General features: G+C 61.8%; 16 protein-coding genes. 4 read left to right on the plus strand and 12 right to left on the minus strand.

From position 1 onward, the window contains the following. Positions 1-57: 57 nt before the first annotated feature. On the plus strand, positions 58-1,986 hold the full coding sequence (locus OIU37_RS28720) for a PAS domain-containing sensor histidine kinase (protein WP_180696868.1): 1,929 nt from the start codon (positions 58-60) through the stop codon (positions 1,984-1,986). Here OIU37_RS28720 and OIU37_RS28725 read toward each other — a convergent pair. The 5 genes from OIU37_RS28725 to cyoA are packed head-to-tail and all read right to left on the minus strand — an operon-like array spanning position 1,967 to position 6,974. Next, complete coding sequence (locus OIU37_RS28725) at positions 1,967-2,758, minus strand: SURF1 family protein (RefSeq protein WP_264259383.1); 792 nt, start codon at positions 2,756-2,758, stop codon at positions 1,967-1,969. The two genes, OIU37_RS28720 and OIU37_RS28725, sit on opposite strands and share 20 nt — an antisense overlap. Next, a complete protein-coding gene (gene cyoD / locus OIU37_RS28730) occupies positions 2,755-3,156 on the minus strand; it encodes a cytochrome o ubiquinol oxidase subunit IV (RefSeq protein WP_171604983.1) in 402 nt (133 codons plus the stop codon). Before cyoD ends, OIU37_RS28725 begins: the two co-directional genes overlap by 4 nt. Beyond that, on the minus strand, positions 3,153-3,773 hold the full coding sequence (cyoC, locus tag OIU37_RS28735; RefSeq protein WP_171604984.1) for a cytochrome o ubiquinol oxidase subunit III: 621 nt from the start codon (positions 3,771-3,773) through the stop codon (positions 3,153-3,155). The genes cyoD and cyoC overlap by 4 nt, the downstream gene beginning before the upstream one ends. A gap of 6 nt (positions 3,774-3,779) precedes the next feature. Next, a complete protein-coding gene (gene cyoB / locus OIU37_RS28740; protein WP_264259384.1) occupies positions 3,780-5,783 on the minus strand; it encodes a cytochrome o ubiquinol oxidase subunit I in 2,004 nt (667 codons plus the stop codon). A 42-nt stretch (positions 5,784-5,825) separates the two neighbouring features. Continuing rightward, complete coding sequence (gene cyoA / locus OIU37_RS28745) at positions 5,826-6,974, minus strand: ubiquinol oxidase subunit II (RefSeq protein ID WP_171604986.1); 1,149 nt, start codon at positions 6,972-6,974, stop codon at positions 5,826-5,828. Between the two features lie 378 nt (positions 6,975-7,352). Here cyoA and OIU37_RS28750 point away from each other — a divergent pair, with 378 nt between their 5' ends. From OIU37_RS28750 to OIU37_RS28760, 3 genes are all read left to right on the plus strand, one after another. Continuing rightward, positions 7,353-8,684, plus strand: coding sequence for an MFS transporter (locus OIU37_RS28750; RefSeq protein WP_171604987.1), 1,332 nt, complete (start codon positions 7,353-7,355; stop codon positions 8,682-8,684). Positions 8,685-8,818: 134 nt separating this feature from the next. Continuing rightward, the gene (locus tag OIU37_RS28755) at positions 8,819-9,277 is read left to right on the plus strand and encodes a hypothetical protein (protein WP_171604988.1); all 459 of its coding nucleotides are present in this window, start codon (positions 8,819-8,821) and stop codon (positions 9,275-9,277) included. After that, positions 9,274-9,564 (plus strand): type II toxin-antitoxin system RelE/ParE family toxin, encoded by a 291-nt coding sequence (locus OIU37_RS28760; RefSeq protein WP_180696872.1) that lies wholly within the window; start codon positions 9,274-9,276, stop codon positions 9,562-9,564. The genes OIU37_RS28755 and OIU37_RS28760 overlap by 4 nt, the downstream gene beginning before the upstream one ends. Before the next feature lie 6 nt (positions 9,565-9,570). On the opposite strand, the gene OIU37_RS28765 is transcribed toward OIU37_RS28760, so the two are convergent. From OIU37_RS28765 to OIU37_RS28795, 7 genes are all read right to left on the minus strand, one after another. Further along, complete coding sequence (locus OIU37_RS28765) at positions 9,571-10,038, minus strand: cyclic nucleotide-binding domain-containing protein (protein ID WP_171604990.1); 468 nt, start codon at positions 10,036-10,038, stop codon at positions 9,571-9,573. A 100-nt stretch (positions 10,039-10,138) separates the two neighbouring features. Beyond that, a complete protein-coding gene (locus OIU37_RS28770; RefSeq protein WP_171604991.1) occupies positions 10,139-12,853 on the minus strand; it encodes an ABC transporter transmembrane domain-containing protein in 2,715 nt (904 codons plus the stop codon). Positions 12,854-13,035: 182 nt separating this feature from the next. Continuing rightward, positions 13,036-14,181 (minus strand): glycosyltransferase family protein, encoded by a 1,146-nt coding sequence (locus OIU37_RS28775; RefSeq protein WP_264259385.1) that lies wholly within the window; start codon positions 14,179-14,181, stop codon positions 13,036-13,038. Further along, the gene (locus tag OIU37_RS28780) at positions 14,178-15,425 is read right to left on the minus strand and encodes a glycosyltransferase (protein ID WP_264259386.1); all 1,248 of its coding nucleotides are present in this window, start codon (positions 15,423-15,425) and stop codon (positions 14,178-14,180) included. Before OIU37_RS28780 ends, OIU37_RS28775 begins: the two co-directional genes overlap by 4 nt. Before the next feature lie 9 nt (positions 15,426-15,434). Next, complete coding sequence (locus OIU37_RS28785) at positions 15,435-16,643, minus strand: glycosyltransferase family protein (protein ID WP_171604994.1); 1,209 nt, start codon at positions 16,641-16,643, stop codon at positions 15,435-15,437. Positions 16,644-16,739: 96 nt separating this feature from the next. Next, positions 16,740-17,912, minus strand: a complete 1,173-nt coding sequence (locus tag OIU37_RS28790; RefSeq protein WP_171604995.1) for an ABC transporter permease — start codon at positions 17,910-17,912, stop codon at positions 16,740-16,742. Beyond that, on the minus strand, positions 17,912-18,910 hold the full coding sequence (locus OIU37_RS28795; protein WP_028755865.1) for an ABC transporter permease: 999 nt from the start codon (positions 18,908-18,910) through the stop codon (positions 17,912-17,914). The genes OIU37_RS28790 and OIU37_RS28795 overlap by 1 nt, the downstream gene beginning before the upstream one ends. Between the last annotated feature and the right edge of the window lie 2 nt (positions 18,911-18,912).

The following is an 18,912-nucleotide window of genomic DNA, read 5'->3' on the forward strand; positions in this document are numbered from 1 at the left end:
AATCGGAACCATCCGCCTGCCGCGGCGTTATAAAGCGCTGGTGACTCCGAGGGGCCGATGGAAGTGTTAAATCGACATGATACGTCTCTTAACGAAGAGGGACGCTTTCGCCTTCTGGTCGATGCCATCACCGACTACGCCATCTATATGCTGAGCCCCGAAGGCATCATAACCAGCTGGAATACCGGCGCTCAGCGCTTCAAAGGTTACAAGCCTTCCGAAATTCTCGGCGAGCATTTTTCCCGTTTCTATCTGGAAGAGGATCGCGCTGCGGGAATGCCGGCGCGCGCGCTCGCCACGGCGGCGGAGCAGGGCCGGTTCGAGGGGGAAGGCTGGCGCCAGCGCAAGGATGGAAGCCGCTTCTGGGCGCATGTGATCATCGATCCGATCCGTCGTCCCTCCGGCGAGCTCATCGGCTATGCCAAGATCACCCGCGACCTAACCGAACGCAGAGCAGCTGAACAAACGATCCGCCAGAGCGAGGAACAATTCCGCCGGCTCGTCCAGGGCGTCTCGGATTATGCGATCTACATGCTCGATCCCGACGGCAATGTCAGCAGTTGGAATTTCGGCGCCGAGCGTATCAAGGGCTATCGACCGCACGAAATCATCGGCCGGCATTTCTCGACCTTCTATACCCCCGAGGATCGCGAAGCGGGCGTGCCGCAGACTGCGCTGGACATTGCGCGCGCCGAGGGCCGGTTCGAAAGGGAAGGCTGGCGCGTCCGCAAGGACGGCAGCCGTTTTTGGGCCAGCGTCGTCATCGACGTCATTCGGGACGACGAAGGCGATGTGCTCGGTTTCGCGAAGATCACCCGCGATATCACCGAGAAGATGGAGACCCAGCGGGCGCTGGAGCAGGCGCGCGAAGAGCTTTTCCAATCGCAGAAGATGGAGGCGATCGGTCAATTGACCGGCGGTATCGCCCATGATTTCAACAATCTTTTGATGGCTGTCCTCGGCAGTCTCGAAATCCTGAAAAAACGCATGCCGCAGGATCTCTCCCTGACATCGCTTGTTGATAATGCCATGCAGGGCGCCCAGCGGGGTGCTGCGCTGACGCAGCGCATGCTGGCCTTTTCCCGCCGGCAGGAACTGCACATGGAGCCGATCGACGTCTCCGGCCTGGTCCGTGGCATGATGGATATGCTGAGCCGTTCGCTCGGCCCGCTGACCGTGATCGAGACCTCTTTCCCTGTCAGGCTGCCGACGATCCTCACCGATCCGAACCAGCTGGAGATGGCGATCCTGAACCTCGTCGTCAACGCCCGCGACGCCATGCCGTCCGGCGGCCGGATCGTGCTTCGCGCTTCCGAAGAGTCGCTGCCATCAGGCAAAAGCCCGTTGCCGCCTGGCCGTTATGTCCGTATTGCGGTGATCGACGAAGGCGAGGGCATGGATGCCAAGACGCTGGAGCAGGCCATCACGCCGTTCTTCACCACCAAGGGTGTCGGCAAGGGCACCGGTCTCGGCCTTTCCATGGTGCAGGGCCTTGCGTCCCAGTCCGGCGGCCGCCTCATGATGAAGAGCAGCCTCGGCGAAGGCACGACAGTAGAATTGTGGTTCCCGGTCGTAGTTGGCGAACAAGTGACCGAGGCCGCTGCCGATTGGCCGCAGCAGGAGGAAAATGCGCCGCGCCGGCTGCGCATCGTTGCCGTCGATGACGATGGTCTGGTGCTGATGAATACAACGCTGATGCTGGAGGATCTCGGCCATACCGTGTTCGAGGCGATGGCGGGTCCCGAGGCACTCGACATCCTGCGCAAACAGCAGGTCGACCTGGTGATTTGCGACCATGCCATGCCGCGCATGACGGGCGCGCAGCTCGCCCAGGCGATCCGCAGCGAATGGCCTGATATGCCGATCATCCTCGCAACCGGTTACGCTGAAATCCCCGAAGGGGCCGGCATCGTCGACCTGCCGCGCCTCGGCAAGCCCTTCTCGCAGGCGCAACTCGCCGAGGCGATCAGCCGGATCGCTTCATAGCGGCTTTCTCGCCGCGAAGAATGAACACCAGCAATGCCAGCACCATTGCCGCCAGGCCGTACCAGGTGATCGCGTAGACGAGATGGTTGTTGGGGAAAGCGATGACGGTCAGGCCGCCCACCGGCAGGCCGCCTGGATTGGGAGTGGCATCGGCGTCGATGAAATAGGGTGCAACCGCACCGACGCCGCGCTTTTCAGCGATCGCCGCGACATCGCGCGAATACCAGCGGTCGGCGGCGACGTCATTGGATTGCAGCAGCGATCCCTTCGGCTCCGTCATCCGCATCAGCCCGGTGATCTCGACCGGGCCAGATAGTTCACCCTCGCGGCGCGAGGCCGGGTCGCGCCGGTCGGTCGACACGAAACCACGATTGATGAGGATCGATGTCCCGTCGGCAAGCGTCAGCGGCGTCATCACCCAATATCCCGGACCGAGCGCGGTCGAGGCATAGACCAGCGTTTCCTTGTCATTCGCCAGCGTTCCGGCTGCCGTCACCCGCCGATATTCGTCATCAGTGGCATTGACCTTGTTCCAGTCGGCGCGTGCCGGCGCCGGAACGGGTGACGCATGCACACGCTGGTCGATGCGGGCGATGAGGTCGCGTTTCCAGGTCAGGCGCTCGACCTGCCAGGTGCCGAGCGCGGCGAGTGCCGCGGCAAGCAGCACCAGACAGACGGCGAAGATGGCACGTTTTGCCCGATAACGCCGTCTATCCGATTTTTCCGAGGGAGCCTGCGGGTGACGCTGCCGCCGCCCCTTCGTGACCGTCACGGCATGTTCTTCATCATCTCGGGGCTCATCGGCATCATGTTGGTGTTGAGATGATGCATGACCCAGAGCGAACCGGAGAGCGCGATGGCGACGATGATGAGGGTGAAGATCAGCGCCATGACTGTCCAGCCGCCCTCGCTCCTGGTATTCATGTGCAGGAAGAAGACCATGTGGACGACGATCTGGATCGCGCCCAGGCCCATCACCAGAACAGCCGTCAGCGTCGGGCTGGCGAAGACGCCGGCCATGACAAGCCAGAAGGGAATGGCGGTCAGGATGACTGAAAGCACGAAACCCGTCATGTAGCTGCGGAACGTGCCGTGGCCAGCCTGATGGCCGTGGCTGTGACCGTGGTGAGCCTCGTGGGCATCCTCATGTGCAGGGGCTTGCGAACTCATCCGAGAACTCCCAACAGGTAGACGAAGGAAAAGACGCCGATCCAGACGACGTCGAGGAAGTGCCAGAACATCGAAAGGCACATCAGGCGGCGGCGGTTGGCCTCGATCAGCCCGTGCATCGACACCTGCACCATCAGCGTGATCAGCCAGATGATGCCGAAGGTGACGTGCAGTCCGTGGGTGCCGACCAGGGTGAAGAAGGAGGAGAGGAAGGCGCTGCGCGTCGGCCCGGCGCCTTCATGGATCAGGTGGATGAACTCGTAGAGCTCGAGCCCGATGAAAGCCGCGCCGAACAGGCCGGTCACTCCAAGCCAGAACAGCGTTTCCGCCTTGGCGTTGCGCTCCATCTGCAGCATCGCGAAGCCGTAGGTGATTGAGGAGAACAGCAGCATCGAGGTGTTGAGGGCAACGATCGGCAGATCGAAGAGATCGGCCGGCGACGGGCCGGCGGCATAATTGCGGCCAAGCACGCCGTGTGTGGCAAACAGCACCGCGAAGATCAGGCAGTCGCTCATCAGGTAGAGCCAGAAGCCGAGATTGGTGCTGTTTTCCGGATGATGGTCTTCCGTCAGGTAGAATTCAGGCTTTTCGGCCGCGTCGATGGTGTGATCGCTCATTGTCTCTTACACCTGCTCGGCAAGCAGCGCGGTGCGCTTGCCTTCCGTTTCGGTTACCTCTTCGGCGGGGATGTAGAAGTCGCGTCTGTAGTTGAAAGTATGGCCGATCGCGATCACCAGCATGGCGACGAAGGAGACGACGACCAGCCACCACATGTACCAGATCAGGCCGAAGGCGAGTGCGACACTGATGCCCGACAAGATCGCGCCGGTGCCGGTGTTCTTCGGCATGTGGATCGGCCGGAAGCCTTCCAGCGGACGCGCATAACCGCGGTTCTTCATATCATACCAGCCGTCATGATCGTGCACGACGGGCGTCAAGGCGAAGTTGTATTCCGGCGGCGGCGAGGAGGTCGACCATTCCAGCGTGCGGCCGTCCCAGGGATCGCCGCTGTCGTCGCGCAATTCCTCGCGTTTCATGAAGCTGACGACGATCTGGATCAGGAAGGCGGCAATGCCAAGCGCGATCAGGCCGACGCCGAAGGCAGCGATGATGAACCAGATCTGCAGTGACGGATCCTCGAACTGGCTGACGCGGCGGGTAACGCCCATCAGGCCTAGCACGTAGAGCGGCATGAAGGCGAACCAGAAGCCGATCTGCCAGAACCAGAAGCTCATCTTGCCCCAGAAGGGATCGAGCTTGAAGCCGAAGGCCTTGGGGAACCAGTAGTTCACGCCGGCGAACATGCCGAAGAGAACGCCGCCGATGATGACGTTGTGGAAGTGGGCGATGAGGAACAGCGAATTGTGCAGCACGAAGTCGGCCGGCGGCACGGCAAGCATGACGCCGGTCATGCCGCCGATGACGAAGGTCACCATGAAGCCGACCGTCCACAGCATCGGCACCTCAAAACGGATGCGGCCGCGATACATGGTGAAGAGCCAGTTGAAAATCTTCGCCCCCGTCGGGATCGAGATGATCATCGTGGTGATGCCGAAGAAGGAATTGACAGAAGCGCCCGAGCCCATTGTGAAGAAGTGGTGCAGCCAGACGATGTAGGAGAGAATCATGATCACGCAGGTGGCGTAGACCATGGAGGCGTAGCCGAAGAGGCGCTTGCCTGAGAAGGTGGCGACGACTTCCGAGAAGATGCCGAAGGCCGGCAGCACGAGGATATAGACCTCCGGATGACCCCAGATCCAGATGAGGTTGATGTACATCATCGGGTTGCCGCCGAGGTCGTTGGTAAAGAAGTTCGTGCCTGCATAGCGGTCGAGCGACAGAAGCGCCAGCGTTGCCGTCAGGATCGGGAAGGAGGCGACGATCAGCACGTTGGTGCAGAGCGCTGTCCAGGTGAAGACCGGCATCTTCATGAAGGTCATGCCCGGCGCACGCATCTTGACGATGGTGGCGATTAGGTTGATGCCCGAAAGCGTCGTTCCGACACCGGCCACCTGCAGGCCCCAGATATAATAATCGACGCCGACGCCCGGACTGTAGGCTGCGCCCGACAGCGGCGGGTAGGCGAGCCAGCCGGTCTGGGCGAATTCGCCGATGAACAGCGACAGCATGATGATGATCGCGCCGGCGGTGGTCATCCAGAAAGAGAAGTTGTTGAGGAAGGGGAAGGAGACGTCGCGCGCGCCGATCTGCAGCGGCACCACGAAGTTCATCAGACCGGTGACGAAGGGCATCGCCACGAAGAAGATCATGATGACGCCGTGGGCGGTGAAGACCTGGTCGTAATGGTGCGGCGGCAGATAGCCCTCCGAGCCGTTGAAGGCGATCGCCTGCTGGACGCGCATCATGATCGCGTCGGAGAAGCCGCGCAAGAGCATGATGACGGCGAGGATCACATACATGATACCGATCTTCTTGTGATCGACGCTGCAGATCCAGTCGCGCCAGAGCGGACCCCAGAATTTGAAATAGGTGATGATGCCGAGCAGAGCGAGACCGCCGATGACGACGCCGATGAAGGTCACGACCAGGATCGGCTCGTGATAGGGGATGGCATCGAGGGTCAACCGGCCGAAGACGAACTTCAGGAGGTCAGGATTGGAAAACATGGAACAACCCGTTCATTATGTCTCGCGACGCAAAGCGCCAGGTTAATTGTTGTTGTTGAGCTGCGCCGGCGCCGGATTGGCGCCGTTGTCCGTGCCGGGCATGGAATGACCCTCATGCTGCATGTCCATGCCGGGCATGTCGTCGGTCCGCTCGGCAGGCTCGCTGCGTGCCGGAGCCCCGGTCGCCGGCACGGTGGCCGCTGGCGCCACGATGCCTTCCTCGGCATGACGGTTGTCGTATTGCAGCTTCTCGCGGTTCTCCGCACTTTCCTTGCCGCCGCCGCCCATCATGTCGATGTGCATCATCTCGTTCATGCACATCTTGCCCGGAGTGGCGCACATGTTGAGGATGGCGTTGTAAAGGTCGGCATCGGCGCCGGCATAATAACGCACCGGTTCCTTCTCGCTCGGCTTCTCAAGCTTCAGATAGGCGTCGCGGTTGAGCATCGTGCCCTGCTGCTTGACCTGCGCCACCCAGGCGTCAAAGCCCGCTTGGTCGAGGCCGTGGAATTTGAAGCGCATATGCGAGAAGCCGCTTCCGCTGTAGTTGGCGGAGAAGCCCTCATATTCGCCTTGCCTGTTAATGACGGCGTGAAGCTTCGTCTCCATGCCGGGCATCGCATAGATCTGGCCGGCAAGGGCAGGGATGTAGAAGGAGTTCATCACCGAGGAGGCGGTGATCTTGAAATTGATCGGCATGTCGACTGGGGCAGCGAGCTCGTTGACGGTGGCAATGCCGAGTTCGGGATAGAAGAACAGCCACTTCCAGTCGAGCGCCACGACCTCGACGGTCAACGGCTTGGTATCGGCCGGAATGGCGCGCTCCGCATCGAGGCGGTCGAGCGGGCGATAGGGATCGAGCTTATGGGTGGAAATCCAGGTCACGGCTCCGAGCGCAATGATGATCGCCAGCGGTGCTGCCCAGATCACGATTTCGAGACGGGTCGAATGGTGCCATTCCGGCGCGTAGGTGGCGGCCGTATTGGAGCGGCGGTAGCGCCAGGCGAAGTACAGCGTCAGGAAGATCACCGGGATGATGATCAACAGCATCAGCACCGTCGAGATGACGATGAGATCGCGCTGTTGCACGGCGATGTCGCCGGAGGGCGCCATGACCACCATGTTGCATCCTGCCAGGAAAAGCAGCGGCAAGACGGATAGAAGGCGGGAAAACTTCACGAGTTTTGGCACGTCTCTAAGCTCTTGTTGTTTCGTTCGTTCCGCGACTAAAGCACTGAACCCGATAGCGACATGAGGTGTTTGGTCGCAGTGCAGCAAGTATGCCGCACTGCGGCACAAATCATGGTGCACTACAGCTTTGAAATCCTGATGAAATCAAGAAGGATTCTTTCGCCAGCGCATGTTTCAATCAATATATCCGCGAGAGCCGCCCACGCCAGCGTCCCATGGGAAAATCGCGCTCGTGATCACGCTATTTTTCCCGCCCGCGCCTCATTTTGAGCCGCGATGATGAACTATTTACGTCTTACGGACTTGATAAGCCTGCAGGTTTGATCAAGATCACGCTGAGGCGCCTTGGCGAAAGCGCTTCAACGAGGGAGGCGTTTTATGGCTACAACATCGAATTACGGACCGTCATCGTCGTCGCTGGAACGCGACGCGCGGCGCATTCACGACGACAAGCCGGTTTCGCCGGGCAGCATCGCCATTGGCGTGGTGATCGGCCGCATGTCGGAATTCTTCGATTTCTTCGTCTACGGCCTCGCCTCGGTCCTGGTCTTTCCACAGCTGATTTTCCCCTTCGCGCCGGACAGGCTGACGGGAACGCTCTATTCCTTCGCCATCTTCTCGCTGGCCTTCCTGGCCCGCCCCGTCGGCTCCGTCGTCTTCATGACGATCGACCGGCTGTACGGCCGTGGCACAAAGCTGACGATCGCGCTTTTCCTGCTCGGCGGCTCCACCGCCTCGATCGCCTTCCTGCCGGGATATAACGAGATCGGCGTATGGTCGATCGCGCTTCTGGCGCTCTTCCGTCTCGGCCAAGGCTTCGCGCTCGGCGGCGCCTGGGACGGCCTTGCCTCGCTGCTTGCGCTGAATGCGCCGGCCAAGCACCGCGGCTGGTATGCGATGATCCCGCAGCTTGGGGCGCCGATCGGCTTTGCGCTGGCCAGCACCCTGTTCGGTTATTTCGTCGCCAATCTTTCTAGTGAGGATTTCCTCTCCTGGGGCTGGCGTTATCCCTTCTTCGTCGCCTTCGCGATCAACGTCGTGGCGCTGTTTGCGCGTTTGCGGCTCGTCATGACCAAGGAGTTTGGCACGCTGCTGGAGCAGCATGAGCTGGAAGCAGCTCCCATCCTCGACGTGCTGCGCGTTCACGGCCGCGACATCCTGATCGGCGCCTTTGTGCCGCTGGCGAGTTTTGCCATGTTCCACCTGGTCACCATCTTCCCGCTCGGCTGGATGAGCCTTTACGGCGACCAGCCGATCGGCGCCTTCATGGTGGTGCAGGTGATCGGCGCCGCCGTCGGCATCCTCACGATCATCGCCTCGGGCCTGATCGCCGACCGTATCGGCCGGCGCGCCCAGCTTGCCATCTGCGCCGTCATCATCGCCGTCTTCAGCTTTATCGGGCCGAGCCTGATCGCGTCCGGCAATAGCGGCCATGACGCTTTCGTCATCATCGGCTTCGGCGTGCTCGGCCTTTCGTTCGGCCAGGCGACCGGCTCGATCTCATCCCGCTTCGGCCGCGGCTACCGCTACACGGGCGCGGCCTTCACCTCGGATCTGGCCTGGCTGATCGGCGCGGGTTTTGCGCCGCTGGTGGCGCTCAGCCTCTCCAGCCGCTTCGGCCTGACCTTCGTCGGTTACTACCTGCTTTCCGGCGCCATCTGCACGCTTGCAGCGCTCGCCTTCAGCAGGGCGCTGGAACAGCGCGAATAGACGGACTTGAACACACGAGCCTGCATGGGAAACCATGCAGGCTTTCATTTTTCGGACTGCGCAATTCCAATTATTGAATGCATTGCAATCTATAATTAAATGCATATCCTTGTCGGCCTGAACGAGGATATGCCATGACCGCAGAGACCATCGATCATTCGACCCTTTCCCGTCTTGTCGAAGCAGGAGCGGTCGATGCCGCTCACGTCGTCGGCAAGACCGGCGGCTGGTCCGTCGTCATTCGCTACGGCAAGGCCGAGCGCCCGCTCGCCGCCCAACGCAGCCGGCAGGTGCGTGTGTTCAAGCGCATGGATACCTTGGTTTCTTATCTGAAGGATGTCGGCATTTCGCAGTTCGATGTCGACGCTGCCGATTACGCTCCTGAAGCGGCACCGCGGCCGGATCGGGCCGCAGCTCTGCGTCGTACCCATGAGGCGGCGGAATACGACAAGTGGTTCCGCGAACAGGTCGAGGAAGCGATCCGGGAAGCCGATGATCCCAATACCGTCTGGATTCCTCACGAGGTCGTTGAGGAGGAGATGGCGCGCGAGCGTACCGAATTGCTTGCCTTGCTTAAGAATGAGGGCAAGTGAGGATCATCTGGACTGAGACGGCCCGCAGAGCCAGGCAGCAGGCGACCGCATATATTGCAGCGCAAAACCGTGCGGCTGCCTTGGATGTTCTGGACGAAGTTTCGCGACAAACGATCCTGTTGCGAGATCATCCGGAAATGGGACGAAAAGGGCGAAGGCAGGGAACGCGCGAATTCATCATCGCTCGAACGCCGTTCCTTGTCGTCTATCGCTATCTCCCGAAGAGCGAGACGATCGAAATACTGCATTTCCTGCATGGTGCCCAGCAATGGCCGCCGAAACGCTGAGTGCGTTTACTGCGCCATCTGCGGCTGCTTTGCCGCCCGGGCCGCGGTCAGTTCCGCGGTGGTGTGGTTCAGGCGGTCGGCCAGCACCCGCATGATTTCCACGGCCATCTCGGGGAAATCGCTGAGCAGCTTCAGGAAGTGCTCCTTGCTGATGCGCAGCACCTCTAGCGACGAGGTGGCGCGGACCGTCGCCGTGCGCGAGACGTCGCAGAGGATGGCGATTTCGCCGACGATGGAATTGGGTTCGACGTCGGCGACCTTGATCTCGCCGGCCGGCGAGGAGACGACGATATCGGCGGTACCCGAGAGGATGACATAGGCGGCATCACCGACATCGCCCTGATGGAAGAGGTTCTGCCCGGCCTTGTAGGTCATGCGATCGGAGGTAAAGGCCAAAAGCTTGAGCTTTGCTGGAGCGATCCGTGAAAAGATCGGCACCCGTCGCAGCATTTCGACTTCGTCTCTCAACAGCATGAGCGTTTCAACCCCCTGACGCAGGGTCCGCGGGACCAGGCGTCTTCAAACTCCAAGGCGTCCCGTCGGGAACGCCCATTATCGCCGCCCCTATAGAATATTACGATAACAGTTCCTTGAACATCCCGTTTTTCTCGGAAAGTTCCGGATAGTTTCCGGCTTCGGCCAATCCGCCGCGATCGAAGAGCAGGATCCGGTCGAACATCTCTGCCAGCCGGGCATTGGAGAGCACCCAGATGATCGCCGGCCGATGGCCTTCTTCGTGCAGGCCTTCGATGATGTTGTGGGTGATCTGATCCTGAACGCGCTGGTCGAGCGCCGACAGTGGCCGGTTGAAGATGAAATAGTCCGAGCGCTTCAACAGCGCGCGGGCCAGATTCAGCTTCTGCCGCTGCACCATGGTCAGTCGCTTGCCGCCGGAGCCGACGTCGAATTCGAGGCCGATCGACAGCACGTCGTCATAAAGATCGAGCGCATCGAAGAGTTCGCCCATAATGCCGCGGATGCGGTCGGAGGCGTCGGCCTGCTGATAGGCTATACGGCCGAAGAGCACATTGTCCATCAGGCTTGCCGACGGGGTGAAGCGCTCGGCGTCGTAGCGCTCGATCAGCTCGGCGAGATCGGCCGGAATATGCTCGTGGAACTGCTTGCGGGCGCTCACGATCTTGTCCATGAGCTCGTCGGTCAGCAAGCCGAAGCGATGCCGCGGCTCAATATAGGCAAAACTCAGCCGGATGATGGCCGATCGTTCTTCCGGCGTGGCATCCTCGAAGCGACGGCTTTGCAGCTTCTGCAACAGCGCCTGGTAGGTCGGAATGTCGTCCGCCGTCATGAAGGTCAGCTGCTGGAAGAAAGGATGGTCCGGCGGTAGGTCGTGGAAGAGTTCCACCGCGTTCTCGGCGATCTCGAGGCCCATGGCGTAGAGATCGGTACTGAGGCCGGTCTCACGAAAGAGCTGCTGGAAATAGGGATGCGCGGCCAGCCTGCGGTTGGTCATCAAAGGCCGCTTCATCGTGCCGAAGAGCAGGTTCTCACCCACCGTCGCCTGGCCGTTATAGGCGTCGAAATCGAAAGGCACGACAATCGTGTCGAGCCCTTCGTCGCGCAGCCGGTCCCTGAGCGAGGCGCGCAGAGCGACGACGTGATCGCCGAGCGCCACATGCACGTCAGTGTTGACGGTCGAGCGCAGCGCCAGATCGAGGATGTCCTGTGAGATCAACACGGCGTCGAGCACCGGGCGGATCGCCTTCAGCAGATCTTCCGGACCGCTGGCGCCGGCTGCCTTGTAGTCCACCCAGTCGCTGTTGAGGTCGAGCGTCGGATTGCCGGCCTTCTCCGCCTCGGCGGAATGCCATTTATACTCCAGCGCTTCCCGCTCGTCGTAAATCGGATCGGTCATCGGCGCATGTTTCAGGCCGTAGAGCAGATTGCTGGCGAGCGTGCCATGGAAGAAGAAGGTGTCGGCCGAGGCATAGGAGATCCGCCGGCCGGTAATCGATTCCGGCAGGTCCAGGAGATCGCGGCCGTCGATGGTGATACGGCCCGAGTCCGGCCAGACCATGCGGCCGAGCGCTTCGGCGAAGGCTTCCGCGCCGCTGCCGTTCGGCCCGACGATCGCCACCGTCTCGTTCGGCTTGATCTCGACGGAGACGTGGTCGACGAGGCGGGCGCCGCTGTCGTCGGAGAGCGACAGGTTGGTGACGACGAGCGCGCTCGTCAGCGCGCCGACCGGGGCGGTCGCAAGTTCCTGGATACGGCTGTCGATCAGCGGCTCGACATTGAACTGCTCGTAGACCTGCTGGTACTTCACCTGCACGTCCTGGCGCATCTGATCCCAGTCGATCAGTTCCTTCAGCGGGCCGGGCAGGTCCTTGTAGGCTGATATGACGGCGACGAGCTGGCCGATGTCGAGCCGGCCCTGTAGCGCCAGGTAGCCGCCGATCGCGTAGAACAGGAAGGGCGTGACCTGGGCGAGGAAATTGTTGATGAACTTTACCAGGAACTTCCACTGGTAAAGGTCGTAGCGGATCGAGAAAATTCGGCCGAGCCGCGAGGCAATGTCGGCGCGTTCGAGGTTGGACGTGTCGTTGCCGTGGATCGTGCCGATGCCCTCGACGATTTCGCCGACGCGGCCGGAAAGCTCGCGCGCCGTCAGTTGCCGCTGGCGGCCGAGATCCAGCAGGCGCTTGCGCATGCGGGGAATGACGACCGCCTGGACGCCGACGATGCCGGCGGCGATCATGCCGAGCCAGAAATTCTGGACGATGATGAAGGCGAGAGCCGTGATGGCCTGGCCGCCGAGAAGGGCAGGGGAGACGAAGGCATCGCCGGTGAAGCCGCCCATCGGCTCCACCTCGTCCTTGATCATGGTGGCGATTTCGGCTGATTTCACCCGCTTGAAGTGAATGGGCGGAAAGCGCAGCACGCGGTCGATCAGCTCGAAGCGGATGCGGCGCAGCATGCGCTCGCCGAGCCTGCCCTTATAGGTGTTGATGTAGAACTTGAAGAGGCCGTTCAGCACCACCAGCGCCAGAAACACCAGGCTGAGAGCCATCAGCATCTGGAAGCGGTTGAGCTGCAACCCTTGAAAGAATTCGACATGGCCGATCAGCGGCAGGTCGTAGGCAATGTGCATGAAAGTCTGCGTCGCGCCCGGACCTTCGAAGCCGTCACCCTGGATCGGTCCGTTGACGATCTGCTTCGGCAGGTCGAAGGACAGGAAGTAGGGCACCATCGATGCGGCGACGACAGCCAGAATCCACAGCTGCTGCAGCCGCGTGTTCTTCCAGATGTAGCGGGCGAGGCTTTTTTCCATGGCTAACCGTCAGCTTGCTGGGAAATTCCGGGGGCGCGATCCGGGCGCCGGGACGGGGAGGAATCTTGAGAACAGGATCATGCAGCCGGACCGCCGATATCGCAATGAAAACAAGGCGAAGCGACCGGCTGCTAAAATGCCGATTCTCGCCGGAACATTGCTTATATCACAGGAATTTTGGATTAGGCGAGGGATTCGGCAATCATGGAGCGAATGATGAGGGCGGTTTTCTCCGCACCGTCGAGGTCGAGCAAGACCGGCCCCCGTAGCTGTGCGGCGAGCGCCCTTTCGACCGCCTCCTTCACATGGCCCGACGTCAGTCCGTTTTCCGGCAGGATATCGGCGAGGCCGAGTGCCTGCAGCCGTTCGGCGCGCACCGTCTGCTCGGTCTCGCCGCCGGCGACGAAGGGGATGAGGATCGCCCGGCATTCGGTGCGCAGCAGGTCGCCAACGGTGTTGTAGCCTGCTTGCGAGATCGAGACTTTCGCACCGCGCAGAAGCGAGGGAAAATCCTTGCGGAAGCGCACCAGCGTCACATTCGGAGCCGCGTCCTCGGACAGCGGGGCGAAATCGGCCTCCGGCAGGTTCGGGCCGGCGACCAGCAGCCAGCGAAGACTGTCCGGCAGCAGCGCTGCGGCCTCTTTTGCCGCGCCGATCAGCTCGGCGCCGACCGCGCCGCCGCCCGCCGATGCGATGATGTCGAATGTCTCGGTCGGTTCCGGTGCCGGCGGGGCTGCGACGAGGCCGGTATAACGCAGCCTGTCGGCGATCTGGGGTGTCAGCGGGAAGGTGTCCTCGAGCCTGACGAAACCGGGATCGCCATGGACGAGCACGGCATCGAAATGATCCCTGACCAGCGTGACCGTCTCCGCGTCGCGGCCGGCCTTGCGGTTTTCCTGCAGGATATCGCGCACAGAACTTACGAGTTTCGGCCGCGGTTCGGCCTGTTCGATCGCCTCAAGCAATGGCAGCAATTCGAAGCGCATCTGTCGCCGGCCGAAGGGGAAGGCTTCGATAATCACGACATCGGGCCTTACCGCATGAAAGGCGTCAAGCAGCAGTTCGCGGCGGGCGTTGAGGAAATCCTCGCCCGCCGGCCGGCCATCGGCATCGGCGAGACCGGAGAAACCGGCATTGCTGGCGACGACCGCCGGCAAGGCGACGGTCTTCACGCCTTCGCCCGGAAAGCCCGGCACCGGCAGGCCGCCGGTCACGACAGTGACATCAAAACCGTCCTTGACCAGAGCATTGGCGATGCGGCTGGCGCGGGCTATGTGGCCGATGCCGAGCAGATGCTGGACGTAGAAGAAAATACGCGGTGCCGTCATGACGCCTTCTGCCATTCAGCCTCGAACAGGCCGGTGAGCTGTCTGATGCTGGAGTGATAGTCGAAATGTTCGCGCACCTGGCTTTCAGCGGCGTCGCCGAGCCGCTTGCGCAGTGCCGGGTCGCGGATTGCCGCCTCCAGCGCTCCGGCCAGCAGCGCCGGGTCCTCAGGCGGCACGACGAGGCCGTTTTCACCGTTCTTTAAAAGCTCCGGCACGCCGGATACGTCGGTCGAGAGGCAGACGAGCCGCTGGCTCGAGGCCTCGACCAGGACGTTCGGCAGGCCGTCGCGGTCGCCGTTGGCGGCGATGCGGCAGGCAAGCGCGAAGAGGTCGGCGCGGCGATAATGGTCGAGCACGTCTTCTTGTGCCATGGCGCCCTTCCAGATGATGCGGCCGGAGATGCCGAGTTCGGTGGCGAGCGCCTTCAGTTTCGCAAGCTCCTCGCCGCCGCCGATATGGTCCATGCGCCAGTGGAGGTCATTGGGCAGCAAAGCGAGGGCGCGCAGCAGCACGTCATAGCCCTTCTTCTCGACGGCACGTCCGACGCTAAGGATGAAGGCCGGATCGTCGGGGTCGCTGCCGGTCCGGTTCGAGCGCTCGCCGGCAAAATGGCCGAAGCGGGCAAGATCGAGACCGTGGTAACTCAGATGTACGGCGTCCTTGCGTGATGTCAGCGTCTGCATGTGCTCGTAGCCCGTCCTGGTGCACGTAACCGCCCAGCGGGCGCTGGCGAGCTTCTCGTGCAGCTCCCAGTCCGGCGACGTCCATATGTCTTTGGCGTGCGCCGAACAGGTCCAGGGCGTGCCCGTGAGGATGCTCGCATATTCCGTCACCGAGGCCGGCGTGTGGATGAAATGGGCATGCAGCCATTCACCCTCGTCCGGCCATTCGCGCCCCAGCACCAGCGCCTGGCCGAGACGGCGGAAGCGGTTGCGGGAGAGGTCGCGCGGCAGGTCGGCGAGGAAGCGTTTCATCAGTGCCTTGAAGCCGGGTTTGGAGAAACCGGCGATGAGGCCCTTCAGCACGCGGATCGGCTCCTCGTGCAGATATTCCGGCAGGTAGACGACGCGAGCTTTGATCTCGTCATGCACGGGATGGCGCTTCTTGTCGGTCGGCCGGCGCATCGAAATTAGCGTGAGGTCGAAACCGGCCTTCTCAAGACCGAGCAGCTCCTGGGCGATGAAGGTCTCCGAAAGGCGGGGATAGCCTTTCAGCACGACGAGGATCTTGCGGCGTGGTGGCAAGGCTGTGCCCTATTCCGCGCCGACGAGGGAGAGGTGGCTGCCGCGGCCGTCGATCCATCGGCCGACGGTCTGTGAGATGTGGTCCAGCCCTTCGAGATGCATATTGCTGCCGCTCTTCGACGGCGGCAGGCGGGACGGCAGGCGCTTCAGCGCCTCGGCCATGATTGTGGGGTCGACCGACTGATCCGGCAGCAGCATGTCGACGAGGCCGAGCGCGCTTGCCCGCTGGGCGCGCAGCAGTTGTTCCTCGCGTGGCTTGACGCGCGGCACGATGAGGGCCGGCTTGTCGAAGGAGAGGATCTCGCAATAGGTGTTGTAGCCGCCCATGGCAACGACGCCGGTGGCACCGTCGATCAGCTCTTCCATGTGGTTGTCGAACTCGATCACCTCGATATAGGGGATGGCTTCCCCCTTCTGCACTAGCTTGGCCCGCTCGGCAGCCGGCATATAGGGCCCAAGCACGACGAGCGCCTTCTGCGTCAGCGTCGGGTCGGCCTCGTAGGCGTTCATGACGTCGTGGACGAGATCGGAGCCGTCGCCGCCGCCACCTGTGGTGACGAGGATGTAATTATCCTTGCGGGCGTTGATCGAGGTCTTGCCCTTGGAGACGCTGCGCTGCAGGAAGCCGACGAAATCCATCTTCCGGCGCAGGCTGGCCGGCACGTCGAGGCCGATCAGCGGATCGTAGAAATCCGGCGGACCGTAGACCCAGACGCTGTCGTAATATTGGTCGATCTTCTGCATGATACCGTTCTTCTTCCACTCGGCCTCGAGCAGATGCGGCGCGTCCATGATCTCGCGCAGGCCGAGCACCAGGACGGTGCCGCGGGCCTTGAGATAGGCGAGCGTATCCTCGACTTCGCCTTTCAGTCCCATCGGTTCCTTGTCGACGATGAAGATATCGGGCTGGAAGGTCTCGGCCGTGTGGCGAATGCTCGATTCGCGCATCTTCAGCGTCTCGTGCAGGTCAATATGGCTGGCGAGCGAGGTATATTCGCCGTTGCGGAGCTTGATGACGCTCGGGATCTTCACGAAGTCGACACGGGCGCGGTAGTCGAAGGCGCCGGCGATCGTGGCACCCGAAATGATTAGAATATTGAGGCCGCGATAATCCTCGACCAGCGCATGGGCGATGGCGCGACAGCGGCGCAGGTGGCCGAGACCGAAAGTATCATGGCTGTACATGAGGATGCGCGCATCTTCGAGACGTCTGGACATGGGCATCCCTTCTGGGGTCAGCAACATATTTAGTACCCCCACCGTCCGGAGGCCAAGAGGCGGGGGCGGTGCCGTGATGCGCCGCCGCGTTTCCTGCTATTTGTAGGGATCTGCCGCATCACGCAAGCCATCTCCCAGAAAGTTGAACGCCAAAATGACAAGAACAACAGGAATGATCGGATAGAGCAGCCATGGATAGAAGGCGATGACGCTGACGCTTTTTGCCTCGGTCAGCAGAATGCCCCAGCTGGTGATCGGCGGACGAAGGCCGAGGCCGAGGAAGGAGAGCGCGGTCTCTCCAAGGATCATACCGGGGATCGAAATCGTCGCCGAAGCAATGAGATGCGACATGAAGCCCGGCACAAGATGCCGGCCGATGATGCGCGGTGTGCTGGCGCCCATCAGCTGCGCGGCTTGGACATAATCCTCCTCCCGCAGCGCCAGGAGTTTGGAGCGCACGGCACGCGCCAGCCCCGTCCAGTCGATGATGCCGAGGATGACGGTGATTCCGAAATAGATGACGATCGGGCTCCACGTCACCGGCATGATGGCGGCCAGCGCCATCCACAGCGGCAGGCTCGGCAGCGATTGCAGCACTTCGATCAGGCGCTGGACGATGAGATCGAAAACGCCGCCCCGATAACCGGCAAGGCCGCCGATGACGATGCCGAGCACGAAGCTGATCGAAATGCCGATCAGACCGATCGTCAGCGATATCCGCGCCCCGTAGAGGATGCGCGAGAGCACGTCGCGGCCGAGCCGGTCGGTGCCGAGCAGGAACATCTGCCCGCCGATCGCCGGGCAAACGAGATGATAGTTCGAAGCGACGAGGCCCCAGAATTTGTAGGCATCGCCGCGGCAGAAGAAACGGATCGGCTGCACGTCGTTCGGCCTGTCGGTATAGACGCGGTGCAGCGTGTCGAGATCGAGCGCCATGCTGCGGCCGTAGACGAAGGGACCGACGAAGCTGCCCTTGTCGAAGAAGTGGACGCGCTGCGGCGGCGCATGGATGAAATCGACATTGCGGGTGTGCAGGCCGTAGGGCGCCAGGAACTCGACGATCAGGATCATCAGGTAGACGACGGCGAGAAAGATGCCGGAGATCAAGGCGAGCCTGTGCTGCTTGAACTTCCACCACATCAGCTTTTTCTGCGAGGCGAGATGGATGCGCGATTGCGCCGCCGTCATCGATTCGGTCGCAAGCGGATCGAAAGGAGCTGTGGAGACGTAGTGCGGAAGCGGCGCGCCGGGTGCGGGAAGGGGCGACATTATTTGGTGCTCCTGCCTTGCAGACGGATGCGGGGATCGAGGAAGCCGAGCGCGATGTCGGAGATCAACACGCCGATGACATTGAGGAAGGCCAGGAACATCAGGAAGGAACCGGCGAGATACATGTCCTGGCTCTGCAGCGCCTTGATGAGCATCGGCCCGGTCGTCTCGAGCGACAGCACGATGGCGACGATCTCGGCGCCGGAGATGATCGACGGCAGGATCGAGCCGATATCGGCGACGAAGAAGTTGAGCGCCATGCGCAGCGGATATTTGACCAGGGCCTTCAGCGGTGGCAGGCCCTTGGCGCGCGCGGTGACGACATACTGCTTCTGCATCTCGTCGAGCAGGTTGGCGCGCAGCCGCCGAATCATGCCGGCCGTTCCCGCCGTGCCGACGATGATGACCGGGATCCAGAGGTGAGAGAGGATCGATCGTGCCTTCTCCCAGCTCATCGGCGCCGAGATATATTGCTGGTCCATCAGATGGCCGATCGAAACGCCGAACCAGATATTGGCGAAATACATCAGGATCAGCGCCAGCATGAAATTCGGAATGGCGATGCCCATCAGGCCGAGGAAGGTCAGCCCGTAATCACCCCAGCTGTACTGATGCGTGGCCGAGTAGATGCCGATCGGAAAGGCGATCAGCCAGGTGAGCAGGATCGTCGTGAAGGAGACGAGGATCGTCAGCCAGAGCCGCTCGCCGACCACATCGGAGACCGGCAGCTGGTATTCGAAGGAATAGCCGAAATCGCCGTGCAGCATGCCGCCGACCCAGTAGAAATAGCGCACGATCTCCGGCTTGTCGAAGCCGTATTGCTGGCGCATCTCCTCGATTTCCTGGAGATTGGCGGTCTCGCCGGAGGCACGCAGCTCGGCGATCTGGCTCTCGAAGAAGTCGCCCGGCGGCAGCTCGATGATGGTGAAGACCAGCGCCGAAATGACGAAGAGCGTCGGCACCATGGCGGCGATGCGCCAGAGGATGTATCTGAGCACGC

The sequence above is a fragment of the Rhizobium sp. BT-226 genome, from assembly GCF_025847085.2.
GTDB lineage: Bacteria > Pseudomonadota > Alphaproteobacteria > Rhizobiales > Rhizobiaceae > Rhizobium > Rhizobium sophorae.